General features: G+C 56.4%; 27 protein-coding genes. 7 read left to right on the top strand and 20 right to left on the bottom strand.

All coding sequences use genetic code 11. The features are described 5' to 3' along the window. Positions 1-34: 34 nt before the first annotated feature. The gene (locus tag K6T64_RS06240) at positions 35-313 is read left to right on the top strand and encodes a DUF2627 domain-containing protein (protein ID WP_013075319.1); all 279 of its coding nucleotides are present in this window, start codon (positions 35-37) and stop codon (positions 311-313) included. Between the two features lie 85 nt (positions 314-398). Here the strand turns inward: K6T64_RS06240 and K6T64_RS06235 are convergent, their stop codons facing one another. Together K6T64_RS06235 and moaC are read right to left on the bottom strand one after the other, a co-directional pair. Next, positions 399-926, bottom strand: a complete 528-nt coding sequence (locus K6T64_RS06235; RefSeq protein ID WP_288009085.1) for a MogA/MoaB family molybdenum cofactor biosynthesis protein — start codon at positions 924-926, stop codon at positions 399-401. Further along, positions 923-1,438 carry a cyclic pyranopterin monophosphate synthase MoaC gene (gene moaC / locus K6T64_RS06230; RefSeq protein ID WP_288009084.1) on the bottom strand — a complete coding sequence of 172 codons (516 nt, stop codon included), beginning with the start codon at positions 1,436-1,438 and terminating at the stop codon, positions 923-925. Before moaC ends, K6T64_RS06235 begins: the two co-directional genes overlap by 4 nt. 111 nt (positions 1,439-1,549) lie before the next feature. Between moaC and K6T64_RS06225 the strand changes: the two genes are divergently transcribed. Beyond that, entirely contained in the window at positions 1,550-2,572 is a 1,023-nt protein-coding gene (locus K6T64_RS06225) for a ThiF family adenylyltransferase (RefSeq protein ID WP_288009134.1), read from the top strand. A gap of 11 nt (positions 2,573-2,583) precedes the next feature. Here K6T64_RS06225 and K6T64_RS06220 read toward each other — a convergent pair whose 3' ends face one another. Then, entirely contained in the window at positions 2,584-3,138 is a 555-nt protein-coding gene (locus K6T64_RS06220; protein WP_041303852.1) for a lysophospholipid acyltransferase family protein, read from the bottom strand. Between the two features lie 212 nt (positions 3,139-3,350). On the opposite strand from K6T64_RS06220, the gene K6T64_RS06215 reads away from it, so the two are divergent. Then, positions 3,351-4,517 carry an MFS transporter gene (locus K6T64_RS06215; protein WP_288009081.1) on the top strand — a complete coding sequence of 389 codons (1,167 nt, stop codon included), beginning with the start codon at positions 3,351-3,353 and terminating at the stop codon, positions 4,515-4,517. Positions 4,518-4,607: 90 nt separating this feature from the next. Here K6T64_RS06215 and cysK read toward each other — a convergent pair whose 3' ends face one another. The 3 genes from cysK to K6T64_RS06200 all read right to left on the bottom strand — a co-directional run bounded on the left by cysK (position 4,608) and on the right by K6T64_RS06200 (position 6,952). Then, complete coding sequence (gene cysK / locus K6T64_RS06210) at positions 4,608-5,537, bottom strand: cysteine synthase A (protein ID WP_288009080.1); 930 nt, start codon at positions 5,535-5,537, stop codon at positions 4,608-4,610. 350 nt (positions 5,538-5,887) lie between these two features. Then, positions 5,888-6,352, bottom strand: a complete 465-nt coding sequence (locus K6T64_RS06205) for a TlpA family protein disulfide reductase (RefSeq protein ID WP_100667969.1) — start codon at positions 6,350-6,352, stop codon at positions 5,888-5,890. A 60-nt stretch (positions 6,353-6,412) separates the two neighbouring features. Next, positions 6,413-6,952, bottom strand: a complete 540-nt coding sequence (locus tag K6T64_RS06200; RefSeq protein ID WP_198591989.1) for a peroxiredoxin — start codon at positions 6,950-6,952, stop codon at positions 6,413-6,415. Positions 6,953-7,165: 213 nt separating this feature from the next. Here K6T64_RS06200 and hemQ point away from each other — a divergent pair, with 213 nt between their 5' ends. After that, positions 7,166-7,912, top strand: coding sequence for a hydrogen peroxide-dependent heme synthase (hemQ, locus tag K6T64_RS06195; RefSeq protein ID WP_288009077.1), 747 nt, complete (start codon positions 7,166-7,168; stop codon positions 7,910-7,912). Between the two features lie 361 nt (positions 7,913-8,273). Here hemQ and K6T64_RS06185 read toward each other — a convergent pair whose 3' ends face one another. From K6T64_RS06185 to K6T64_RS06120, 14 genes are all read right to left on the bottom strand, one after another. Continuing rightward, entirely contained in the window at positions 8,274-9,404 is a 1,131-nt protein-coding gene (locus K6T64_RS06185) for a zinc-binding dehydrogenase (protein ID WP_288009076.1), read from the bottom strand. Positions 9,405-9,500: 96 nt separating this feature from the next. Further along, a complete protein-coding gene (locus K6T64_RS06180) occupies positions 9,501-10,658 on the bottom strand; it encodes an acyl-CoA dehydrogenase family protein (protein ID WP_288009074.1) in 1,158 nt (385 codons plus the stop codon). Beyond that, complete coding sequence (locus K6T64_RS06175) at positions 10,655-11,887, bottom strand: CaiB/BaiF CoA transferase family protein (protein ID WP_288009072.1); 1,233 nt, start codon at positions 11,885-11,887, stop codon at positions 10,655-10,657. Before K6T64_RS06175 ends, K6T64_RS06180 begins: the two co-directional genes overlap by 4 nt. Positions 11,888-11,949: 62 nt before the next feature. Continuing rightward, on the bottom strand, positions 11,950-12,738 hold the full coding sequence (locus K6T64_RS06170; RefSeq protein ID WP_170085795.1) for an enoyl-CoA hydratase/isomerase family protein: 789 nt from the start codon (positions 12,736-12,738) through the stop codon (positions 11,950-11,952). Positions 12,739-12,848: 110 nt separating this feature from the next. Beyond that, positions 12,849-14,222 carry an MmgE/PrpD family protein gene (locus K6T64_RS06165; protein WP_288009069.1) on the bottom strand — a complete coding sequence of 458 codons (1,374 nt, stop codon included), beginning with the start codon at positions 14,220-14,222 and terminating at the stop codon, positions 12,849-12,851. A gap of 53 nt (positions 14,223-14,275) precedes the next feature. After that, entirely contained in the window at positions 14,276-15,616 is a 1,341-nt protein-coding gene (locus tag K6T64_RS06160) for an MmgE/PrpD family protein (protein WP_288009068.1), read from the bottom strand. A gap of 32 nt (positions 15,617-15,648) precedes the next feature. Then, complete coding sequence (locus tag K6T64_RS06155) at positions 15,649-16,209, bottom strand: FumA C-terminus/TtdB family hydratase beta subunit (RefSeq protein WP_288009066.1); 561 nt, start codon at positions 16,207-16,209, stop codon at positions 15,649-15,651. A gap of 41 nt (positions 16,210-16,250) precedes the next feature. Beyond that, entirely contained in the window at positions 16,251-17,093 is an 843-nt protein-coding gene (locus K6T64_RS06150) for a fumarate hydratase (RefSeq protein WP_288009065.1), read from the bottom strand. A gap of 18 nt (positions 17,094-17,111) precedes the next feature. Next, the gene (locus K6T64_RS06145; RefSeq protein WP_288009063.1) at positions 17,112-18,380 is read right to left on the bottom strand and encodes a TRAP transporter large permease; all 1,269 of its coding nucleotides are present in this window, start codon (positions 18,378-18,380) and stop codon (positions 17,112-17,114) included. Continuing rightward, a complete protein-coding gene (locus tag K6T64_RS06140) occupies positions 18,381-18,935 on the bottom strand; it encodes a TRAP transporter small permease (protein WP_288009061.1) in 555 nt (184 codons plus the stop codon). It abuts the gene before it with no gap. A gap of 21 nt (positions 18,936-18,956) precedes the next feature. Continuing rightward, positions 18,957-20,006 carry a DctP family TRAP transporter solute-binding subunit gene (locus K6T64_RS06135; protein ID WP_288009060.1) on the bottom strand — a complete coding sequence of 350 codons (1,050 nt, stop codon included), beginning with the start codon at positions 20,004-20,006 and terminating at the stop codon, positions 18,957-18,959. Between the two features lie 72 nt (positions 20,007-20,078). Continuing rightward, a complete protein-coding gene (locus K6T64_RS06130; protein ID WP_288009058.1) occupies positions 20,079-21,137 on the bottom strand; it encodes a tartrate dehydrogenase in 1,059 nt (352 codons plus the stop codon). A 40-nt stretch (positions 21,138-21,177) separates the two neighbouring features. Then, the gene (locus K6T64_RS06125) at positions 21,178-22,047 is read right to left on the bottom strand and encodes an HpcH/HpaI aldolase/citrate lyase family protein (protein WP_288009056.1); all 870 of its coding nucleotides are present in this window, start codon (positions 22,045-22,047) and stop codon (positions 21,178-21,180) included. 154 nt (positions 22,048-22,201) lie between these two features. Continuing rightward, positions 22,202-22,867: a GntR family transcriptional regulator gene (locus tag K6T64_RS06120; protein WP_100667977.1), complete on the bottom strand. Its 666-nt coding sequence runs from the start codon at positions 22,865-22,867 to the stop codon at positions 22,202-22,204. 222 nt (positions 22,868-23,089) lie between these two features. On the opposite strand from K6T64_RS06120, the gene K6T64_RS06115 reads away from it, so the two are divergent. From K6T64_RS06115 to K6T64_RS06105, 3 genes are all read left to right on the top strand, one after another. After that, entirely contained in the window at positions 23,090-23,257 is a 168-nt protein-coding gene (locus tag K6T64_RS06115; RefSeq protein WP_232059677.1) for a helix-turn-helix domain-containing protein, read from the top strand. A gap of 22 nt (positions 23,258-23,279) precedes the next feature. Next, positions 23,280-23,927 carry an MOSC domain-containing protein gene (locus K6T64_RS06110; protein ID WP_100667978.1) on the top strand — a complete coding sequence of 216 codons (648 nt, stop codon included), beginning with the start codon at positions 23,280-23,282 and terminating at the stop codon, positions 23,925-23,927. Further along, positions 23,924-25,358, top strand: a 1,435-nt coding sequence (locus K6T64_RS06105) for a zinc ribbon domain-containing protein (RefSeq protein ID WP_288009053.1), incomplete at its 3' end; no start/stop codon positions are given. The genes K6T64_RS06110 and K6T64_RS06105, both read left to right, overlap by 4 nt.

Below are 25,358 nucleotides of genomic sequence, written 5' to 3'. Positions count from 1 at the left end.
CCAGGATCCCGGGGCTTGAAAGGAAGGTTGTCACATGGGGCTTTTGATATCCTGGATTATCCTGATCGGCTTTTTCCTGCTCGGCGGTTACGGGGTGACGCTCGTCCGGGATGCCGTGATGGGTCACTTGTTCAACCCGTCGCAACCCTGGTTAGGACCCACCCTGGCGGGCACCGTCCTGATCGCCATCAGTGTGGGATTTCTCGGCGGGTTCATCTACTATAGGGAGAAAAAGCGCGGGAAAGTGAAAGGAGCCCGCCGGGGAACCGACGACCCACCCTCTCCGCCCCCCTGTTGCTTCCGATCGGGTTGAACTCGTGCCAACTCGTCACTTTTCATTAACAGAATCGACCATCCGACATCGTCACCCTCCCAGTCGATCCCGCCTCTCTCCACAATCATCGTTTCGATTCTTCGTGACGATGGTGAACCGGGCCGTGGTCTCGCACCCGGCCCCTGAGCACCCCCAAGGCGTGGGGCAGCACGTCCCCCACCGCCTCCAGACACTCCTGCACCCCTTTGGGGTTGCCCGGGAGGTTCACGATCAAGGTCTGCCCTCGGATGCCGGCGACGCTCCGGGACAGGATTGCCGTGGGCGTCACCGCCGCCGTGGCCGCCCGCATCCGCTCCGGAATCCCCGGGACCAGCCGCTCCACCACCGTCAACGTCGCCTCGGGGGTGACATCCCGGGGCCCCAGGCCGGTCCCGCCGGTGGTGAGAACGAGATCCACCCGTTCCACGTCGCAATAATACACCAGTGCCGCCTCAATCTGATCCCGTTCGTCGGGCACCACGCGATGTCCGCGCACCGCCATGCCCCGGCCCGTCACATAATCCCGAATAACCTCCCCGCTCGTATCCGGCCTCTCGCCCTTGGCTCCCTTGTCGCTGCACGTCACAATGGCCACCGTCCACCCTTCGCTCATACCCCATTCCTCCTCCAGGGCTCGTCCCGCCGGTAGTCCCCGCTTTTACCTCCGCTCTTCTCCAACAAATAAACCGAGGTTACCTCCATGGCCCGATCAATCGCCTTGCACATATCGTAAACGGTGAGCGCCGCCACCGAAACAGCCGTCAGTGCCTCCATCTCCACGCCTGTGGATGCCACAGTGGAGACCTCCGATTCGATCTCCAGTTCGGCAAAATCACGCCGGCCCTCGCTTTCCCGGGGAAAAAAGCGAAGGTCCACATGAGTTAACGGAATCGTATGGCACATGGGAATCAAGTCGGGGGTGCGTTTGGCCGCCATGACCCCCGCCACCTGGGCCACTGCCAGGACATCCCCTTTCTTGACTCTCCCTTCCTGAATCGCCGAGAGCGTTTCCGGTTTCATCCGAACCACCGCCCGGGCCACGGCGGTGCGCTTCGTCTGCTCTTTTCCCGAAACGTCCGACATCTTCGCCCTTCCTTGCTCATTAAAATGGCTCCACTCCGCCATTCATCCGTCTCCTCTCGCCCCTTGTCAACCGTTTGGGGATTCGTTAGTGTGAAGATGATGTCCGGGTCTTCGGACCATCCTTCGATTCTCGATGAAAGTGAAGGGATCCTCATGATATCAGATCAAGAACGGTATTCCCGTCAGTTCCTGTTCCCCCCCATCGGAGTGGCCGGGCAAGAAAAACTGCGCGCCTCCCGAGTGGTCATCGTGGGCCTCGGAGCGCTGGGAAGCGCGCTATCCCAACACATGGTCCGGGCCGGAGTGGGGTTCGTTCGGTTGATCGACCGGGATTATGTGGAACCGAGCAACCTCCAGCGCCAAATGCTCTACGACGAACAAGACGCTCTCCAATCTTTGCCAAAAGCCGAAGCGGCAGCCATCCATCTTCGGGCGTTTAACAGCAGCGTCCACGTGGAGCCGCTGGTCACCGATGTGACGTGGCGCAACGCCGAAAAGCTGTTGACCGATGTCGATCTCATCCTCGACGGCACCGACAACTTTGAAATTCGGTATTTAATCAACGATGTCGCCATTAAGCACAAAATTCCGTGGATCTACGGCGGGGCGGTGTCTGCCCGGGGCGTTTTACTCCCTGTCATCCCCGAAAACGGTCCGTGTCTGCGCTGCCTGTTTCCCGAACCGCCCGGGCCGGGAGACGCTCCCACCTGCGATACGGTAGGCGTGATCGGACCAGTGGTGGACGTGGTGGCATCCCTTCAGGCGGCGGAAGCCCTCAAGTGGCTCGTGGGCGACCGGGACCATCTGCGCCGTACCCTGTTACACCTCGATCTTTGGGACAACGAATGGTCGGAAATCAGCGTCAGTCACGCCCGGCGACCGGATTGCCCGACCTGTGGGCTTCGACGCTTCGACTTTCTCTCCCCCCGGGAGCGAGAAGCCATATCCTTGTGCGGGCGGAATACCGTTCAAGTCACCCTGGGAAGCCCCCTGGACCTCGATGCCCTTGAGCCTCGTTTATCCGCCCTCGGCCGGGTTCGGCGCAACCCGTTCCTGCTGCGAGCCGAGATCGAAGGCAAGCGACTCACCCTCTTTCCCGACGGCCGGGTGCTCGTTCAAGGCACGGACGATCCGGCGGTCGCCCGGTCCCTGTGCGCCCGGTTCGTCGGCGTGTGACAGATTCGCCATCAGGCGCTGGATGCCAAACGGCGAATCTCCGCCATCACCAGCTGGGCAATGTCCGCGTAGCTATCTGTGGCCGGCCGGATCGGGCGTCCCACCCGAATCCGGATCCGGCTGAACAGTCCGCACGGTCCTTGAATCGCTACCGGAACGATGGGCGCACCGCTTTTTACAGCCAGCATGCCCACCCCCGGTTTGGGGCTCGGTCCCGCTTTAAAGGTTCGAGAGCCTTCGATAAAAATGGCCAACACCTTTCCCTCTTGGAGAAGCCGCAGACTGTGCCGGATCGCGCGGATGTCTGGCATCCCCCGATGTACGGGGAAACCGCCGAGATAACGGATCAAGGGATTGAACACCCGATAACGGAACACTTCGGCTTTGGCGATAAAATACGGTTTTCTTGGAAGGTAGGCCCCGAGGAGGATCGGGTCCAACCAGGTTGGATGGTTGGCCGCCACGATCACCGCCCCTTCATAGGGTATCTGCTCGACACCTGAAACCGAGATTCGAAAGATCCCCCGAAACACCAAGCGAACCAACCACTTGAGCAGCCAATACACGGTGTTCACCCCTTATCCGAGGCCCAATCCGCGCCGATGGTATGTGTTTTTATTTTACTCAGTGAACAGGTTTTTGGCCAGCATCCGCCGGCAAACCCATTGACCGGTCGCCCGGGCGTGCATAGAATAAAAAATAACGCTTGTATTTCGTTGAACGAAATATATGCCTCCCGCAACAACAACTTTTGTCATCAAAAGAGAGGTGATCCACGATGCGAACATTAGAAGAAGACAATCGGGCCACCCGGGCGATCTACGCCACTTGCCTGGCCGCTCTGTTCGGCTTTATGGGCATCGGCGTCGTGGATCCCCTGCTGCCGGTCATCGCTGCCCAGATCGGGGCGGCAAAGTGGCAAATCGAGCTGCTGTTTACGACGTACATTTTTATGATGGCCATCGTCATGATCCCGGCGGGAATCCTGGCCGCCAACCGCGGCAATAAGGGCGTGATGGTGGTAGGATTGGGGCTCGTCACATTGTTCGCGCTCTTTTGCGGATTTTCAAACAGCGTCTACTCACTGGCCGGCCTCCGGGCCGGGTGGGGAATGGGCAATGCGATGTTTTTCGCCACATCGATGTCGATCATCATCGGGCTATCATCGAATTTGGAGCGCAGCATGGGGCTTTACGAGGCCGCCCTGGGCCTGGGGATGTCGGTGGGACCACTCCTGGGCGGAGTGCTCGGCGCCGCCAATTGGCGGTACCCATTTTTCGCAACCACTGCCTTAATGGCCATCGCCTTCATCCTTACTTTAAGTACGGTGTACGAACCGCCGGGTGGGAAAAGTCGCAAGGGATTCCGGGACTTCGGCCGGGCCATGGCCCATCCTCCGTTTCTCGGAGTCGCCCTCGTGGCCATGTGTTACTATTTCGCGTTTTTTACGATCCTTGCCTACTCCCCGATTTTTCTTCAAATCCCCGCCCTTGAACTCGGGTTGATCTTTTTCGCTTGGGGTCTGTGCCTGGCTTACGGATCGGTGTTCCTGGCCCATAAACTGCTCGACCGCCACGGCGGGGCTTGGACGGTTAAATTCGGCCTTTCCGCCATTGTCGCCGTCTTGGTCCTCTTGATCGTCGTCCCCTCTTTCTGGGGACGGGTGGCCATCATCATCGTGTCCGGACTGTTTTGCGGGTTGAACAACACGACCTTTTCCACCTTGGCTGTGGAGATAAGCAATGCCCAGCGCAGCATCGCTTCAGGGGCGTATAATTTTGTCCGATGGATGGGGGCTGCCATCGCGCCTGTGGTCGCCGGCGTCGTCGCCGAACGCTGGTTCCCCACCGCACCCTATCTGATCGCCGGGATTCTCGTGTTTGTCGGCCTCCTGGGCGTGTGGCTAACCGTGGGCCAACAGAAGACCATGACCATGCCCCATTAAAACAAATCCCCCTGGGCTGACCCAGGGGGTTCATGCTCAAAAAGACCGCCCGCATTATCTCTGATGCTGAAGGGGGGGTAGAAACCTTGTTCACTGCGCCTCTTGGAACAGCGGAGTGGACAGGTAACGCTCCCCCGTATCCGGCAGGATGACGACGATCGTCTTGCCCTTATTTTCGGGGCGATGGGCAAGAATCGAAGCTGCGTGATAAGCCGCTCCGGAGGAGATTCCCACCAACAACCCTTCCTCCCGGGCCAAAAACCGGGCTCCGGCAAAGGCCTCTTCATTCTTGACCTGAATGACTTCATCGACCAACTGTGTGTTGAGCACCTGCGGCACAAAACCGGCCCCGATGCCTTGTATCTTGTGCGGGCCCGGTTGACCACCGGACAACACCGGAGAATCCGCCGGTTCGACCGCCACCGCCCGGAATGAAGGCTTGCGCCCTTTGAGGACTTCGGCCACTCCGGTGATCGTCCCTCCGGTTCCAACGCCGCTGACCAGAATATCGACCTTGCCGTCGGTGTCCTTCCAAATCTCCTCGGCGGTGGTTCTCCGGTGGATCTCCGGATTGGCGGGATTGTTGAACTGCTGAAGGATAATCGCCTTTGGATACTTTTTGACCAATTCCTCTGCTTTCTTGACGGCGCCCTTCATCCCTTCAGACCCGGGGGTAAGAACCAACTCGGCCCCGAATGCTTTTAAAAGGCTGCGGCGTTCCACACTCATGGTTTCCGGCATCACCAGAATCAACCGGTACTTTTTCGCCGTGGCCACCATGGCCAACGCGATTCCTGTGTTTCCGCTGGTCGGCTCGATGATAACCGTGTCCCGGTCCAATTTGCCATCCCGCTCCGCCGCCTCGATCATCGATAAGCCAATCCGATCTTTGACACTGCCCCCGGGATTAAAAAACTCGACTTTACCGAGCACTTCCGCCCCGGTCTCGTCGCTTAAATGGTTCAACCGCAACAGCGGCGTCCTTCCGATCAACTCGGCGACACTTTTGGCGACTGTCATGTTCCATCTCTCCTTCGTTCAAATTGCACACGCCCTGGTTCGAACCACCGCATACACCCTGGTCCCAATAGAACCGACAATACCGATAAAAACACTTAACTTATCTGTCCCTAACATACCACATCCGAGAGACTATGTAAAGAAAACCCGGACAAGGCGCAGGCCCTCGGGTTTCGGTATATCGCCCGAGTTGCGTGCTGCGATGACCGGGGTCTTCTCATCTCCTGGGAACAATACCGCGCGGGTGCACATGGCAACGACATTCCGGACCTTGGCGCACATAAAAAAAACCCGGGCATCAACCCGGGCTCTGACATGGTGCGCCTTCATCCGCCTTCAGGCCGCCGTCCTCACGACTGGGAAGGAGCGGGTTCGGCAAACAGCTCTTCGAGTTTCTTCTCGACGTTTTGCAATCCCCGATCCCCGGCCGCGCGGAATTTTAAATGGCCTTCGGTGTCAAAGAGGAAGAACGCGGGCACGAACTGGTTCTGATACCGATCGGCAATCCGGTGCAGATTGTCCACCGCCACCGGATGATGAATCCCGAACTCCTGGATGTCCTTCTTGACCTTCTCAACATCGGTGTCGGCCTCCTGCCGGGGCATGTGAATGGAGACCAATTGGAGCCCCTTCGGAACAAACCGGTCCCGGTAGGCCAAGAGGTTTGGCAGGGTCTCGTGGCAAATGTGGCACGACACCGCCCAGAAGTGGATCAAGATCGGCCGTCCGATCTCGATGTTCGGCGGCCCGTCCACCACCAGCCACTCCGTCGCTCCCTCCAGTCCCGGGAACGGGGTACCCAAACGCATGGGCATGAGCGAGTCCCCCTTTACAGTCTCCTCGGCGTGGACACCCGCTCCGCCGGATCCCCGAGATCAGGCTTCCAGAAGTTTATCTCCGGGTTTCCAGTCGGCCGGGCACAACCCGCCGGTTTGCAGCGCCTCAAGGACGCGCAAAGTCTCATCGACGCTGCGTCCGATATTCAGATCATGGACCACTTGATAGCGCAGGATACCCTCGGGGTCAATGATGAACAGTCCCCGCAGCGCCACGCCTTGTTCGGGAATCAACACATCGTAAGCCCGGCTGACCGACTTAGTGATGTCGCTCGCAAGCGGGTAACGAATCTCTCCCAGGCCATTCTTATCCCTGGGCGTGTTGATCCACGCCTTGTGCACGTGAACGGAGTCCACGCTCACCCCGAGAATCTCGGCGTCGAGATCAAAGAACTCCTGAGCCCGATCGCTGATCGCCGTGATCTCCGTGGGGCACACGAAAGTGAAGTCCATCGGGTAGAAAAACATCACCAGCCATTTTCCGCGATAGTCGGACAAGCGAACTTTCTCATCCAAGGTTTTCATGTTCTTCGTGCTCAGCATCTCAAAATCAGGTGCAGGTCGTCCTACCAACGGCATGGTTCGCTGCCTCCTCATTATGTAGAATTTCCCCCGCAGTGAGATCAGGTTTCCACCCATCGCCACCCGGGCACCGTGCCACCAATGACATTATACATCAATAACGAGTATCAATCAATAATTAGTTTTTCTTTTGTCACCTCCTTGTCGAGATCTTCCCCTTTGTCCGACACACCGCGGTTTGCTATGATGGATCCGAAGGAGATGATCCCCATGAGCGAAGCCGTACAAACCCTTGAGGGCTGGTTTGCCCTTCACGATTTTCGCCATATCGACTGGCCCCGATGGACCCATCTGCCGGCCGACGAGCGCCGCCATATGCGCGACGCTTTCCTCGACCTGGTGGCCCGGTGGGATGAGATCGAGGCAACCAAACAAGGGAGCACAGCTCTTTACACGGTGGTCGGCCAGAAAGCGGACCTGGTCATGGTCCACCTGCGCCCCACCTTGCAGGATCTCGAGGCGACGGAACTGGTTTTCGAACGGTCAGAATTCGCCACTCTCGCGCGACCGGCGTACTCCTATGTGTCGGTGGTGGAGCTAAGCAATTATACCACGAAACCCGGGACCGACCCCAGTGACGACCCGGTGATTCAGCGAAGATTAAAACCGATCCTGCCAAAAACAGAGCATATTTGCTTCTATCCGATGAACAAACGCCGCCAAGGCGAAGATAATTGGTATATGCTCGATATGGAAGACAGGCGGACCATGATGCGCAGTCATGGAGAAATTGGCCGGCGCTACGGCGGCAAAGTGACGCAAATCATCACCGGCTCTGTGGGTTTGGATGACTGGGAATGGGGCGTGACGCTGTTTGCCGACGATCCCATCGTGTTTAAGAAGCTCATCTATGAGATGCGTTTCGACGAAGTGAGCGCCCGCTTTGGCGAATTCGGCCAGTTCTTCGTCGGGAATCGCCTGACCCGGGAGCGGATCGACAGCTGGCTGGGATTATAAGGAACCTTTCGGGACACCAAAAGCGAGGAGCCTTCGCCGTGCCGCAACTTCGTATCCGCGGCGCGGAGAAGGCTCGTGTCGTGAGATCCCGTCACTCGTAGCAGCCTTCTGTGGACTTCCTGAGCGTCTTAAACTGCTCCGCATCGTGACCAAACCACACCTGGGAATTGGGCAAATAACATTCCTCGGTGGCCAGGTATGGAAATTAATCCTGGGTGGTCTCGCTCCAACGCCCTCCTTTTCCCATAGCATGTGGATTGCATGCCGTGACGAACAAAATCCTGCCCTCCGGATGATGCTTGACTCGGTACCCACTCCCCGTCGATCCATAGCGCTTCCGTGCGCATGCACGCCTACCCCTTTAATCGGAAACCACGATAGACGCCCGGGTCAACTGACGTTTGGCGGACCGATCCAATGCCTCACCCACTTGGTCCAGGGTGAACTCGGCATCCAGCATCTCAGCAAAGGGGTATTTGTTGATATTATTCGACAAAAATTTCAGTGAACGGTAAAGGTACCAGGGGTTATAACGGATCACAGGAATGATCTGAATCGATTTGCGCGTCATCAGCCCTGGATCGAAGTCGGTCAATTCCCCAGGGGAAATGTTCCCAATGCTGACATACCGACCTCCGGCTCGCACCAGGTGGATACCCTCATGAAAGGCAGCCGGGACACCGCTGACTTCCAACCCCACATCCGCTCCGGCCCCGTCTGTCAACTCCTGGACCGCCCGGGCACGTTTCTCCACAGAGTCAACTTCATTCAGGTTGATGGTGTAGTCGGCACCAAAATCCCGGGCTAAGGCCAAGCGGGATTCCAAAGCGTCGATGACGATCACCCTGGCGCCCATTTCCTTCGCCAGGGCGCAGGCGTTCAAGCCGAGCCCGCCGGCCCCCTGAATCACCAGAGTCTCTCCATAGCGCAACCCGGCCTTGTCGAGGCCAAAATAGACCTGGGACAACGCGCAGTTCGCGCTGGCCGCCGCAACATCCGGAACATTATCGGGAACTTTATAAAAATACTGATCGGGGTGAATGTAGTAATGGGTGGCGAAGGATCCATGAAAATGAGGATATTCGTCAGCTTCCTTGGACCAGAAAGAATAGGCGTTCTCGCACAGGTGAAACTGCCCCTCCCGGCACGGGCGGCACTTTCGGCACGTGAGATAGTAGGCGGCCACGATTCGATCTCCCACCTGAACCGGGGCCCCGGCGTAATCGGTCTTTACGCCCTCACCGAGTGCCTGGATCCGACCAATGGCCTCGTGCCCCATGACCCCCGATTTTTTTGTGGGGTGAAGGCCCTTCCAGATGTGCAATTCGGACCCGCAGATGTTTGTTCGGGTGATCTCCATCAAGACCGCCCCCGGCCCCGGCGAAGGGACCTCATATTCCTCAAAGACCAAGGTTCCCGGCTTCGTCATTACGGCGACTTTCCCGATCATTCGCGTCACCCCGATCTTAAAATTGTATGCGGGATCCGACATCCCCATCATAATTCTATCTTGCCCCGAACAATTGTCAATACGATTGTGTATAATCGATATTATTTTTATTTCCGTTTACATTTTCTTCGCAACCTGTCAATAGGAGCGCGGAAGCCCGAGGACGTGTTCCGCCACGTAAGACAAAATGAGATTGGTGGAGATCGGCGCCACCTGATAAAGTCGAGTTTCACGAAATTTCCGTTCGACATCATACTCCTCGGCAAAGCCGAACCCACCGTGGATTTGCAAGGCCACATTGGCCGCCTCCCAAGACGCGTCCGCCGCCAACAGCTTCGCCATGTTGGCCTCACCCCCGCAGGGTTGCCCGGCGTCAAACAATTCCGCCGCCCGAAACCGCATCAGATCAGCTGCTTCCAGATTGACATAAGCCCGGGCAATGGGAAACTGCACCCCTTGGTTCTGGCCGATGGGCCGCCCGAACACCACCCGCCGGCGTGCATACTCCGCGGCGCGACCCAAAAACCACCTCGCGTCCCCAATACATTCCGCCGCAATTAAGATCCGCTCCGCGTTCATTCCATCAAGAATATAGTGAAATCCTTTGCCTTCCTCCCCGATCAAATTATCCACCGGCACCTCCAAGTCTTCGAAAAACAGCTCTGTGGCGGAATGGTTCATCATTGTCCGAATCGGCCGCATGGTCAGCCCGCGGCCTATCGCTTCCCTCAGGTCAACCAGCAGCACGGACAAACCTTCCGTCCGCTTCCGCACCTGGTCCACCGGAGTGGTTCGAACGAGGAGAAGCATCAGATCGGAGTGTTCGGTTCTGGAGATGAACACTTTTTGCCCATTGATGACATAGCGGTCCCCGCGCCGGACCGCCGTGGTTTTCAGTTGAGTGGTGTCCGAACCCGTGTTGGGCTCAGTAATACCAAAAGCCTGCAGTCGAAGCGTTCCCTCGGCAATCCTCGGCAAATACACTCGTTTCTGCTCCTCGGAACCGTGGCGAAGCAACGTCCCCATCGTGTACATCTGGGCGTGGCACGCCCCGGCGTTCCCGCCGGATCGATTGATCTCTTCAAGGATAATGGAAGCTTCAGTAATGCCCAGGCCGGCCCCGCCGTACTCCTCCGGGATCAAAGCCGCCAGATATCCCGCCTGGGTCAGGGCATCCACAAACTCTTGGGGATAAGCCCGTACTCGATCAAGTTCTCGCCAATAGGCATCTGGAAACCGCTCACAAACTTTTCGCACCGCCTGCCTGAGATCTTGATGCAATTCCGACTCTTTCACCTGTCCCCGCCTCCTTCAACGTCCAATCCGATAACTCCCTTACTGAGCAATTCCTCCACCCGAGCCAACTCCCCGATCTCCTCAAGAATCTCTCGGGTATGTTGACCAAGTAGCGGCGCAGATGTGCGAATCGCGGCAGGAGTGTCCGTCAATCGCACCGGAAGCCTCGGAATCTTCACTTCGGCAATTCGCGGGTGGGGGGTCAGCTGCAACAACGACAATGCCGCGAGCTGTGGATCTTCCATGACCTGAGAGGGCCGTTGAATCGGCGAACAAGGAATCCCCACTTCCCGAAACAACGCCACCCACTCTGCCCGCGGGCGTTGCCGGAGCTGCTTATTTAACAGCCCCTCCAGTTCCTCCCTGTTCAACACCCGGTCCGGGTTTGTCGCAAACCGCGGATCGTGTGTCAACTCCGGCCGACCGATGGCCTGGGCGAGGCGGGCAAACAGTCCATCGTTCGAAATTCCAATCATGATCGGGCCATCTGCCGTCTCAAAAGCCCCATAAGGGGCAAAGGCAGTATGCCGGGCCCCCTGAGGCACGGGATCCCGACGTGTGACCTGGTAGGCCACCAAGTGATAATTCATCCAGTAGACTCCCGTTTCGAACAGCGAGGTTCCGACGATCTGTCCTCGCCCGGTTCGCTCCCGGTGAAATAACGCAGATAAGATTCCGACTGCGGCCCACGTGGCACTGCCGGCATCCAGGATGGAAACCCCGGCCCGGGAGGGTTCATCCTCCCGGCTCCCGGTGATACTCATGATCCCCGTGCGGGCCTGAACCACCGCATCGTAACCGGGAAGCATGCAGTCTGGCCCATCATCTCCGTACGCACTGAGGGAACAGTAAATGAGAGACGGGTGTTCGCGCAAAAGGCTTTTCCCGTCTAGTCCATACTTTTCTAACACGCCCCTCCGAAAATTCTCCACCACCACATCCGCTTGGGCAATGAGTTTTAAGGTGATCTCCCGGCCCTCCGGCTGTCTAAAATCGAGGGCAAGGGACCGCTTATTCCGGTTTATTGCCAAAAAATACGCCGATTCTCCGTTCCAGGCGGGGCTCATGTGCCGGGCGTCATCTCCTTTTCCCACCCGCTCGATCTTGACGACGTCCGCTCCCAGGTCCGCCAGAATCGCCGTCGCCGACGGTCCGGAAATGTTGGTGGTAAAATCGACAACGCGAATCCCTGCCAGGGGGCCCTCCTTTTTCTTCACCTGTTCCTTCATACCGCTCCCTCCCCGGTTCCAAGGATCTTCCACCGCCGCCAAAACCCCGCTACTTCACAAGACTAGCGCCCCTGGAAATGGGGAGATCGTTTTTCGTTGAATGCCCGAACTCCCTCCAGACGGTCTTCGGTATCCACGCATTGGTTGTACCAGTACAACTCCCGAACCCGAGCTTCACCATCTGCCATCCCGAACAACTCGTCGATAGCGGCCTTACAGAACCGCACCGCCAAGGGGGCATTGGCACTGATCACCTGGGCCAACGCCAGAAACTCTGCGTCCAACCTCTCCCTGGGGACCAGTCGATTCACCGCCCCCATCTCCGCCATCTGCTGAGCACTGAACTTTTGACCGCTGAGAATGACCTCTTTGGCGCGGTGAACGCCAATCCGTTTAGCCAGGAGCCGCGTTCCCCCACCTCCGGGCATAATGCCCCGGGTCACCTCGGGCAAGCCAAAAGTGGCACCTTCACTCACCACCCACAAATCGCAGTTCAGCGCCAATTCCATTCCGCCGGCCAAGCAGTAACCATCAATCACCGCCACAGTGGGCATGGGCAGGTCTGCGAGAGCATAAAACATGGCTTCAAACAGGTGGTGCTGGTTTCGCCATTGTTCCTCGCTCATCCTATTCCGCTCTTTAAGATCCGCTCCGGTACAGAAGAATCCTTTGTGAGCCGACCGCAGCCCAACCACCCGAACATCAGATCTTGTCCTCAGGTTCTTAAAGATTTCGAGCAACTGTTCTGCCATTTCCGTGTTGAAGGCGTTCATCACTTTCGGGCGGTCCAAAATCACTTCAACGATCGTCGAATTTTCCGGCCTCTCCTTAACTTGTACGAAGCTTTCCATCTCCCCTTGCCCCCTCGCGATCTAGATCCGCATCTCCGTCCGCAGGAACGGTTCGCTACGATTGTATATTGGATCCATAATCCTAGTCAAGGAACGAGGGAATAGCGAACTCAGTTCGCCCATAACTCTCTTACATTTGACATTTTTTCCAGTCGTAGAATCTGATCCACCCACCGTTCGAGTCTTGCCTCGGATACGTGTTCGGCAGCTAGATCCCGAAATTTTGCAACCAGTTCTTCCGTCATGACCGGGTTCTCAAAATCCCCTCTCGGGTAATCGGTTCGTCCTGTGTATCGGGCGCCGCTGCGGGTGCGCAGAACGACTCTTGCCGCCCATTTGTTTGGATAGACAGCCTCGCACTCTGGATCCACCGCAACCCGAATCTTGGACATGACCCCGCGGATTACAGGATCCCACAAAGAAGTTTCATTAAAATCTTTTCGCGAGGCCCTTTTCTTGACCGCCGCAAGGGCTACACAGAACTGGAGACTGAATTTCGCCGCATAGACGGTCTGAGGGTCAGGTTGATCGGTAATGTCCAGTGCCACCAGATAAGTCCCCACTTCGATCGCTTCGATCTCTTCCGGCTCGATGTCGTTCTCGGTCACCAAATCGATCACAAGGTCGATGGCATTGTGCGTATGTCGGCAAGACGAGTGGATTTTAAAGCAATTTTCGAGAATTTTATAGTTCGACCCAAGGTCCCGGATCACTCGGCTCGGGTCGTATTCGGCGGCCATTGCCCGAAAAAATCCGCGATCCCCTTCCAAAATACGCCGGGCACCGGTGAAGCCCTTTTGTGCGAGCAAAGCCGCCATAGCACCGTTCATGCCGGCCTTCCCGGCGTGAAGATGTTTGCTCATTGCGCCATCTTCGATAAACTCCCACAACCCCGCCGCCTGGGTCCCGGCATTGCCGAGAGCATCCACCAACGGCCCGACTCCCAGTCCCAGCAACTTGCCGACGGCGGCCGCGGCCCCAAAGGTCCCCGCGGTACCCGTGGTGTGAAAAAAACGATAGTGCGACGGGGTCACCGCCTCCCCGATCCGGATACAGACATCAAACCCCACCACGACTGCCTCGATCAGCCGCCTGCCCGGCAGCCCCAGGTGTTCGGCCACCGCCACAGCGGCGGGGATCACAACGGTACCGGGATGCAGAATGGCTCCCTTGTGTACATCATCCAATTCCACCACGTGGGAAGACCCGCCGTTTGCGAGGACCGCCCATAGAACCGAGGTTCGCAGCCATCTCCCGGGTTCGTCCCCCAGGGCGCCACCTAACACCGTCACCTGGGGAATTCCCCCTTGACCCTGGATCAGCTGGTGAATCATCCGGGCCGGCGGAGTCGTCGACCCCGCCAGTACGTTCCCGAGCCAATCGAGAATGCTGACTTTTGTCCGTTCGACAACCTCGGTGGGAAGCTGCGCATAATCGACCTGTTCGATCCAACGAGCCAACTCTTCCGTCAGTGAAAGCTCCACAAAGGCACTCTCCTCTCAACGCCGTTTTGCACCGATCGGCTACACGGGAGCCATTAGGGAACACACGCTTCGAGAAACGAACGAATGTTCTCAAAATGTTCGAAGTCGCGAACCCCTTCGATGATTCGTTGTTGTTTCTCTTTCACCAGCACATCTCCGGTCAAATCCAGGAATTTCTGTTCCAACTGTGAGTCCGACATGGGGTTTGCCGCACTTCCCGTGACGTGCTCGACGTGATACGACACGACTTCCCCATTTGTCCGCGTAATGGTGACGGTGCCTTCGTCCTCCCGGATCCCAGGATCAATGGATAAAGACACTTTGTCCCTCAATTCACAGACCAGTGGATCTGCGACTCGTTCATCCGTGAATTGCTGCAACCCGCAGTTCCCATCGATGAGCGCAACTGCAACACAATGATAGACGCTGAACTTCCCGTCAAGCCCGGACTCAGGATGCCGTTTTCCGGTCAATTCATCCACCAAAGGATGTCCTTCCACCCTGACGTGCCGAATTTCTTCAGGTGTGAGATTATACCGGTTCCGCAAAGCAATGGCCGCATCAATGGCCGGATGAGTCACCACTCCACTGGCGTAAGGTTTAAACGTATTGTACTCCACCTCCCACTGAACGCCCCAACCCTCGTTGACCAATTCCAAGTGAGGGTCATCGGACAAAACATGGCCGAACCCTCGTTTCCCCTCCAGAGATTCGAGAGAACTCGTAAATCCTTCCTCCGCCAATAAAGCCGCAAGGAGACCGTTCATTGCTGCCTTGCCCGGATGTAGAGACTTCGTCATCGTCCCAAACATCTCGCGTAGACCCGTCGGGGTCGTAGCCGCAATCCCAACCGCATAAGCCAACCTTTTTTTATCCAGATTCATCAGTTTTCCCACTGCTGCCGCCGCTCCAATAGCCCCCACGGTTCCCGTGATGTGCCAGCCACGCAGATAATGCGAGGGATACAGACACCGGGCCAGACGAGCCTCAACCTCACAACCCACAACAAAAGAGAGAAGAATATCCTCACCCCTCGCCCCACGCAGTTCCGCATAGGCAAGAATGGCCGGAAAAACCGGGGCGGATGGATGAAGAACCGTTTGTAACAGTGTGTCGTCAAAATCATGTACATGGGAGGACAGACCGTTGATCAGTGCTCCAAAGAGCGGATCCGATTTCGCGTGTCGCCCTAGAATTGTCACCTGTCTTCTGCCGCCCATCCTTTCCGCCACCCGTAGAACCTTCTCCACGGCGGGATGACCAGCACCTCCGATGGCTGTGCCGATCCAGTTTAATAAACTCCGTTTCGCCTGCTGTATCGCAAGCGGAGAAAGCTGCTGGAACTGAGTGTTCTGGACGTGGAACGCCACCTCCTGCGTGACTTGCATGGCCATGGTCCAACCCCTTCCATGTTGCTCTTGTACCATCAGAAAGAGATACGCCGATATTTTGCTATTTCCTGGGTGTAAAGGTCCCCCCCATGGGCGTCATAGGTCACTAGAGTGGGAAACTGTTCAACCTCAATTCGGCGGATCGCCTCAGGACCCAAATCCTCATAAGCTACGACCTCGACCGAACGCACCCTTTGACTGAGCACGGCGGACAGCCCGCCCACAGCAGCCAGAGAGACAGTGCCATACGCGCGACACGCATCTCTGACCTCCGTGCCCCGGGGACCTTTTCCGATAGTCCCTTTTACTCCGTAGGCAAACATGGCCGGAGTGAAGGGATCCATGCGGGAAGCCGTGGTGGGTGCGACCGGACCAATAATCCGGCCGGTCTTTGCCGGACACGGCCCCGCGTAAAATAGAATTTGCCCTCGAAGGTCCACAGGTAACGGCAATCCTTCCTCGAGTAACCGTACCATCCGCAAATGGGCGGCGTCTCGGGCCATATAAATAACACCAGTAAGTAGGACTTCGTCCCCGATTTGTAACTGTCGAATGGTTTCGTCCGTAAGCGGGGCGGCAAGTTCATACACAGCCACTGACTCACCTTCTCTCCTTGTAATCCCTTAAAGTTCATTCCCTACAGGACGGCTATCCTCTTTCGCGCGGCATGACACTGAAGATTCACTGCTACGGGCAGCGAAGCGATGTGACAGGCATAGGTTTCCACCGCCACCCACAGTGCGGTGTTCACACCTCCCAAACCCTGGGGGCCGATACCCGTTTGGTTGACCAATTCTAGCAACTGTTTTTCCAACGCGGCAATGTGTGGCTCAGGGTGGTGGACACCGATGTCCCGAAGAATCGCCCGCTTTGCGATCTCCGAGACCTTGTCAAAACTGCCTCCAATACCAACCCCGACAATCAGCGGCGGACAAGCTTTTCCTCCAGCCGATTCCACCGTTTCAAGTACAAATCGTTTGACTCCCTCCTCCCCCTCCCCGGGCAACAGGACCTTCATCGCGCTCATGTTTTCGCTGCCGCCGCCTTTCGGCAGCACCGTGATTCGGATCCGGTCTCCAGGAACGATTTCGGTGTGCAAAACCGCCGGCGTATTGTCACCCGTATTCACTCGGCGTAGGGGATCCCCCACCACTGAATTTCGTAAGTATCCTTCCTTGTAACCCCTTCGTACCCCTTCTTGGATGGCGTCTGCAAACGACCCGCCCACAATATGAACGTCTTGCCCGAGATCGACATAGACAATGGTCATACCGGTGTCATGGCAGTAGGGGATCGCCTCTGTGGCGGCCAGTTCTGCGTTGTCGATGAGTTGCGTCAAAATCGACTCACCGATTGGGGACTGCTCCGTTGCCTGCGCCCGCTTGAGCCCTTGTACAACATCTGACGGCAAATAATAACAAGCTTCCCAACAGAGGCGTGCCACCGTGTCGCGAATTTCATCCACGCGAACCGTCCGCATCCATGAACCCCCTTCAAACTACTTGATCAGATACAACGACACCGCCGGAAACACGATCACGAGCACCAATGCGATCAGCATCAGGCCGAAAAACGGTGCAACACCTCGGACGACTTCGCCGACCTTTTCTTTGGCAACTCCACTCACCACAAATAGGTTGAGTCCCACGGGTGGAGTGATCATCGCAAATTCCATGTTCATTGTCATAATGATCGCAAAGTGAATGACATCAATATGGAATAACGGCAACACAGGCAACAGGATCGGTAATGTGATCAATATGATCGCAACGGATTCTAAGAACATACCGAGAACGAATAACAACAGATTCACACCCAAAATGAATACCCACTTGTTCGCGGAGCTTTGTTCGATCCATTGGGCAAAATCCTGAGGAACCTGCTGGGTAGTCAAATACATCCCAAACACGGTGGCCGATGCGATAATCAAGAAGATCATCGCCGTAATGTTTATGGACTCCCTTAACACCTCAAAAAACCTCTTTACCGTCATTTCCCGGTAAACAAACACCGATACAACCAATCCATACACACTGGCCAAGACTGCGGCTTCCGTTGGGGTTACAATTCCCGCATAAATTCCGCCCAAAATCATGACGGGGAGCAGAAAACCCCAGATCGCCTTTCTCGATTTTCGCAGTCGTTCCCCCCAAGTCTGCTTTGGTAACGCTCCGTAATTATTCACCTTCGCGTGAAGAATGGCAGCTACAATGAGAATAGATCCGAGAACCAAACCCGGCACGATCCCCGCAGTGAAAAGCCTACCGGTAGATTCCTCTGCCACCGCTCCATAGATGATCAATGGAATCGAAGGAGGAATGAGGATCCCTAATGTCCCGGAAGCCGCCACCAGCCCCATCGCATATCGTTTACCATACCCTGCTTCTATCATTGCGGGAATCATGATACTTCCTATAGCTGCCGCTGTGGCGGGGCTCGATCCGGAAATCGCTGCAAACACCATACAGGCGAGCACAGTGACGACCGCAAGCCCTCCTCGAACATGACCCACCCAGGATTTTAAGGCCTCAATGAGGTGGTACGAAATACCACCTTTTGACATGATGACCCCCGCGAAAACAAACCCCGGGATTGCCATCAATGTGGCGGAAGCCAAAGCGCTAAACATTTTTTGAATGACGGGATACAGCGTAAAGTCAATCATATTTAATGCAATCAAACTGGCAACACCTAGACCAATGGCGATGGGAACTCGAAGCAACGACAATAGGGCAAAAGTCCCGAATAATACCAGTGTTGGGTCCACCTATTTTCGCCTCCCTACCAAGGAGGTTTCCGTGCCATCAGCGCTCAAGTGATCCGAACCGAGCGGTTTTACCATGTAAGGTTCCATAGTTGACCTGGGTCGAAGGATTCGCATCAACTTCAGAACAAAGTGGATCGCCAACAATGCCATCCCAATCGGCATAATTAAATAAGTGAGCCATACGGGAATTCCTGCATCTGTTGTCACGATGCCCTGTTGGTAGGCGAGCATCGTAATCTGTACTCCTGTAACAGTCATAAAAATACTATAAGCGGCACCGATGAAATTAGAAATGATATCAAATATTTTTCTGATTCCACCGGGTAATCGGTCATACAACAGATCGACGGAAATGTGATGATTGTCACGCAGCGCCATCCCAAACCCCAAAAAGATGGACCACACCATCAGAAACTCGAATACTTCAAGAGCCCAGGCGGGAGAAGATTTGAATACGTAGCGAGTCACCACAGCGTAAAAACTAAGTGCCATCCCGCCGACAAAAAATGCGCCCGATAGGTAGTCTTCCGCATTCCGGATCCAATTCCACCGCATGGCTATCGACGCCTTCCTTTTTTACTGATTACGGCTCAATGCGTCTTTGATCACATCCTCGCCGATAATCTTGGTGTATTCGTCAAAAACGGGTTTCAACGCTTGTTGAAATTTCTGACGTTCATCGGCAGACAATTGATAAATCTGGGTATGACCGCGCTGCTTGATTTTATCGAAGGCCGTAGTGTTCAAAGTGTCTGCTTCTTTACGCGCTACCTCTGTCCCCGCTTTAACTCCATCCATAACGATCTTTTTCGTGGTGTCATTGAGGCTGTTCCAAAACTTTGTATTCGTCATCAACACGTAGTCCACCCGGGTATGGCCGACCATCGTTAGATACCTTTGCACTTCATCAAATTTCATGGATTCGATGTTGCTCAAAGTATTTTCTTCACCATCGACTGTTCCTTGTTGTAAGGCCAAGTACAGCTCGTTATAAGGAATCGAGACGGAACTCGCCCCCAGCCCGGAGTAAACTTTTTCTAAAAGCTGACCTCCTTGGGTACGGAACTTAAGGCCTTTCATGTCCTCTGGAGTTTTGATGGGGCGAACATTGTTTGTAATTTGTTTTGGACCATTGGGCCACATGGCAAGACCGATTACACCGTTTTTCTCCAAACGTTTGAATATCTCCTGTCCTTTAGGCCCGTCCCAAAACGCCTCGGAAGCCGCATCGTTGTTGAAAAGAAAGGGCATGGATTCAATATTGAAGGCCGGATCCACACCAACCAATTTCGCCATGTCGGGAATAATGAATTGTACGTTGTTTGCTACAAGATTCTGATATTCATCTTTGTCTCCAAATAATTGACTGTTTGGATAAACTTGGACCTTGATTTTGCCCCCCGATTCCTTTTCAATGGTGCTCTTCATTGCAAGGGCACCCTTGTGTTTTGGGGTGTTTTCCGCAACCACGTGGGAAATCTTAATCGTCATTGGCTGCACATCTGTCGCTCCCGTAGCACCGGTCGAACCACCGGAATTGGAGGTAGTTTGGCCCCCACATGCGACAAGCCCCAGGGATAAGATCGGAGCTAAAAGAATGGACACTATTTTCCGGTTACGTCCCATAAATGAGACCCCCTTTATTTAACTGTTTTGCCTAGATCACCTTTTCGACGAAATTCTCAGTCGTACGGTAGATCACCTCCTTCTCAGCCTGCGGCAGATCTCGTCCGACACATCTCGAGTACCGGAATGTCCGCCGATATCCGGCGTCTTGATTCCTTCCGCCGTCACGTCTTCCATCACTTGCAGCAACTCCTGAGCCGCATCTCGGTGCCCGAAGTGTTCGAGCATGAGGGCCCCCGTCCAAATCTGCCCGATGGGGTTGGCGATGCCCCTGCCCGCGATGTCCGGGGCCGAGCCGTGCACCGGTTCGAACATCGACGGATAGCGTCCGTTGACATTGATATTCGCCGCCGGGGCAATGCCGATGCTCCCCATCACCGCGCCGCTGATGTCGGTCAGAATGTCCCCAAACAGATTACTGGCCACCACCACATCGAAGACATAAGGCCGGGCGACAAACTGTGCCGCCAGGGCATCAATGTGATAGGAGTCAACCCGGACATCCCGGTAGTCCCGCTGTACGTCCTTGAACACTTCGTCCCAAAAGGGCATCGTGTGGTAAATGCCGTTCGATTTTGTCGCACTGGTTACATGTTTTCGGCGGGTCCTGGCCAATTCAAACGCATAACGCATGACCCGCTCCGTTCCCTTGCGGGTGAACACCGCAGCCTGGATCGCCATCTCGTCATCGCCCCGATGGAGCCGCCCGCCGATTTCGCTGTACTCCCCTTCGCTGTTTTCCCGAACCACGACGAGATCGAATCCTTGAGGGTCAGTCAGCGGCGATGCCACGCCCTTCAGGGCTTTGGCCGGACGAACATTGATCACCTGTTCGAACTCCCGGCGAATCTTTAAAAGCAACCCCCAAAGAGAAATGTGGTCGGGCACCAGTCCAGGATTCCCCACCGCCCCCAGAAAGATCGCATCAAACCCTTTCAGAATGTCCAGCCCATCCGGCGGCATCATCTCCCCGTGCTCAGCGTAGTAGTCACAACTCCACGGGAACTCCTGAAACTTGAAATGAAATCCACCGTGCACCTCCGCCAAAACCTTCAGAACCTCCACTGCCGCCGGCACCACTTCCCGTCCAATCCCGTCGCCGGGAATGACCGCAATCGTATACACATCCATGCCTCAAAAGTCCCCCTTGTCAAAGACTCGTGCTCCATTCTCACTGTTCTCCGGCCCGCCGCAGGGTGTCTTCCGCCCATCGCACCAGAGGACCGTCCACCAAGAGGCCGTCCTCGGTCAAAACAGCCCCCTGCCCGGACTGCCGGGCCTGGGCAGATATCTCCAGAATACGCCGGGCTTTCAACATTTCCTCATCCGACACCCCGTACACTTCGCGAACCACAGCCAATTGGGAAGGGCGAATGACCATCTTTCCCTGACACCCTATGTCGTGTCCAAAGTGCACGTCCTTGCGGAATCCGGCTTCGTCATCGAGAAACACATACACCACATCCCAGGGGGGTTCGAGCCCAATAGCCCTGGACACGAGAACCAAACGGACCCGCTCCGCCGCAAACCCATTCTGTCTGAAGGCAAAATCGAGAGACATACCCGTGTCCACCGCCAAGTCCGCAATGCCCAAGGCTGCAGCCCGAATCCGCTTACTTGCGGATAACAACTCTTCCATTCTCATGACCCCAGCAGCCGTTTCCAACAGGATCACCATCTGAATCCCGTTGAGATTCTGACCGGTTTCTCTTTCCCACCTGCGCAAACGGTCCTCCAGTGCTCGCAACTGCCCGGCGCGCTCCACTTTCGGAACCACGAAGCCGTCCGGCGAAGCGGGCAAAACTGCGTCCAGATCGCTCTCCCAGTGGGGGGTATCCAATCCATTGATCCGCACCCACCGCCTCGGTGGCCCATCGGAAGCCCTCTGTTGCAGCCACCGGGTCGCGTTTGCCCGCGCCCGCTCCTTGTCGGCTTCGGACACGGCGTCCTCGAGGTCAAGGATGATCCCCGAACACCCCAGTGTCTCCGCCTTTTGAATCTTATGTTCATCTGTGGCCGGTACAAAGAGGAGCGCGGACATCTCCATTCGCCATCCTTTCCATCAATCCACCGACTCGATCACCGCGTATCTTTGGCTTGCAATGGAAGACGGGAAGTATCGCTTAATACAGAAAACACCACCAACTATCGCATATTATATCTTGGATCCAACATTTAATCAACAAGAAATTGACTTAGTTTTTTTGAGCATCACCCCCGGTGATTTCCGAGCGATGGTGAAGAAAATCCCCCAAGCTCCTCAGCACGTGTTCCGTCATCGCCGCCCGGGCCTCGTCGTCGTGTCCGGCGCGGATGGCCTCCACAATCCTGGCATGCTCTTGAGCGGACCGGGAAGGTTGCTGGGGCAACAGTTCAGGCAGGTGCGGAGGCAGTCCGTTCCACAACAGGTTCAACAACATCACGAGCCGAGGGCTGTGACTTGCCTCCCAAATCGAGCGGTGAAACGCTTCGTTGGCAGAAACGAACTCCGAGGTCGAACCTTGGTCGGCCATTTTGACCGTGTCCTCAAAGGCCGAGAGAATCTCCTCGTGTTCCCCAGGGTGTTTTGCCGCCCGAGCCGCCGCCTCCCCCTCCAGCAGAGCGCGGATCTCATAATGATCTGAAATCTCATCATCGGTGAGGATCCGGACAACCGCTTTGCGGTGGGACTGTAAAGTGATTAAGCCGTCCCTCTCGAGGATTTGAAAAGCCTCCCGCACGGGCATACGGGAGATACCCAATTGATTCGCGATCTCTTCCTGCACCAACTCTTGGCCGGGCTTTAATTCACCGGAAAAAATGGCTTTTCGCAAAATCGCCGCCACCTGCTCGCGCATCGGCTGCACCGAGATGGGTTCCATCTTTGTTTTCCTCCATTCGCCTTCGTGCTTCAGCGTCAAGATTTGTTGCTCTCTGTCCCTATCCTAACGAACCCGGGAGCTGTTCCGCAAATATTTTGTGCAGCCGGGTCTTCCGAGGGTCGTATCGCCTAACGGAAAGGATCTGATCCGAAAAAACGCGCCGCAAACCTCGATATCCTTCCGAATCATGGACAAAGGAACGCAACCTCTTTTGGCAAATATATGTTTGCTATCTCGGCGGATTTGGTGTATCATAGAAACATAAAAATTCTCAGGTCCTTTCGATTCCGCCTGGAACCCACAACGGAACAAGCCAGGAGTCTCACACGCTACCGGGGATGCGCACGGCTTATCTGGAACAAAACGCTGGCCTTGAAAACGGCTCGGTGACAGGAACGGGGGTAACGAGAAGATGAAAGGGCTACTTATTGCGATTCATATTGGCCGGGTCAAGACGATGACCGACCCGTCCCAGGCGAGCCGGAAATGGCGCAGCGCGATTTTGAAGCAGCCGGTCTCCGGGCCCGTTTGGCTCAGCCGGACGAACCTCGCCGGAGATGAACAAGCGGACCTCAAGCATCACGGCGGACCGGACAAAGCCGTCCTGGCCTACGCGGCCGCCCATTACCCCCTCTGGCGGCAAGAATTGGGCATATCCGAAATGGAGCCGGGCGGCTTTGGAGAGAATTTTGTCGTCTCCGGCATGGCCGAGCCGGACGTCTGCATCGGAGATACGTTTCGCGTCGGTGAAGCGGTGGTGCAGGTGTCCCAACCCCGGCAACCCTGCTGGAAACTCGGCCGTCGGTGGAACCTGGCGGATCTGCCCAAGCGGGCCGAGGAAACCGGCCGCAGCGGGTGGTATTTTCGCGTGCTGGAAGAGGGATGGGTGGCGCCCGGACAAGAGATTGTCCTCGTCGATCGCCCGTTTCCCCAGTGGACGGTGGCCCGGTGCAACGAGATCATGCACCACCGGCGGCGCGACCGTGCGGCGGCTGCCGAGCTCGACGCTTGTCCGGCGCTGTCTGAGAGTTGGAAAAAGACCCTGGGGCAAAGGAGGTGAGGTCACTGGCCGCGGTCATCAAGACGATCCGGATCGGGATTCACAAGGAGGTCCACCGGTGCAAGACGGAGGCACTGAAGAGGACTAAGGAAATCTATAATGCCGTGATTGCGTTTTACATAGAGTTTTTCGCGGCGCACCTGGACGTGTTGGACAAGACGGTGGAAGCCCGGAAAAAAGACGGCACTCCCACTCCCTACCTCCGCAAGCACACCAACCAGGAACTGCTGACGTTTGCAGAGCTTCACACCCTGGCGACCAAAGCCCACCCGAACCCGGGGTGGCCGCTCGACGAACACGTTCCAGCGGCTAGAGGGATGCCGACGGAGTTGCGCCGGGCGGCGATCAACCAAGCTATTGGCAAGGTGCGGTCCTGGTGGAGCCACCTGAAAACTTGGGAGGAAACAGCACAGGACCAGCGCGGGCGGGAACCACGACCCGGCGCACCGAACGAACCGGTGACGTTTTATGCGGGGATGGTCGAGCACCCCGCGTATGACCTAAACCCGCAGAAGAAAAAGCGGCATACGTTCATTAGCCTGAAACTGCACACGGGGCAGAAGTGGGAAAAGGTGTCGCTGCCGGTGGTGGTTCATGCCCAGGCCGAATCGCTTCTCGCCGGGTCCGCCCTGGAGAAAGAGCGCATCGCTCGTGGAAGGAAACGTTCAAAGACGGCCCAGACCGGTTCCGGCGAAGAAAAAGGGGACCGGACATGGGTGGCGAAATCCCTGACGGTGTACGGGAAGCGGGACAAACGGTATCCGGGCGGGGTGCGGTATGCGCTGCACGTCCCGATGGAGAAATCCGTCGACAAACCCCGGAAGGCCGAGGAACAGCGCCGGGCAGACCCACAGATGCCGGTGGTTGCGGTGGACCTGGGCGTGGGCAGGCTGGCGGTGATGGGAGCGTTTGTGGAGGGAAAACTGGCGGCCACGAGGTTCGTGGACGGCAGAGCCCTGAACCATCGCCGGCACCGGCTGTTGACCGTCATTCACCGCAAGCGGGAGCAAAGCGGACGGCTCCAGCCGGGCGTCCAGGACAACGCGAACTTGTGGAACAAGATCCGGAACCTGGACGAGAACGCGGCCAAGCAGACGGCCGTAACCATTGTCCAATTCGCGATGGAGCACGGCGCAAGGGTGATCGTGTTCGAGCACCTGCGCCGGTACCGGCCGCCCAAGGAGAGGATGAGCAAAAGCGGTCGGAAGAACCACAAACGGGCGTATTGGTTGCGCGGACAGATCATGAAATGGGTCCGGGACTTGGCGTTTCGTGAGGGAATTCTGACGGTGGAGCGCAACCCGGCCTACACTTCCCAGACCTGTCCGCACTGCAAGGTGCTCGGGGAACGCAACGGCTCACGGTTCACATGCAAGAACCCGAACCACCGGTACAGCGCGGACGCGGATTTTGTGGGGATGATGAACCTGT

This window comes from Kyrpidia sp., assembly GCF_023512215.1.
Lineage (GTDB): Bacteria > Bacillota > Bacilli > Kyrpidiales > Kyrpidiaceae > Kyrpidia > Kyrpidia spormannii.
The sequence above is the reverse complement of the archived record's forward strand: the minus strand, read 5'-3'. Positions and strand labels throughout refer to the sequence as shown.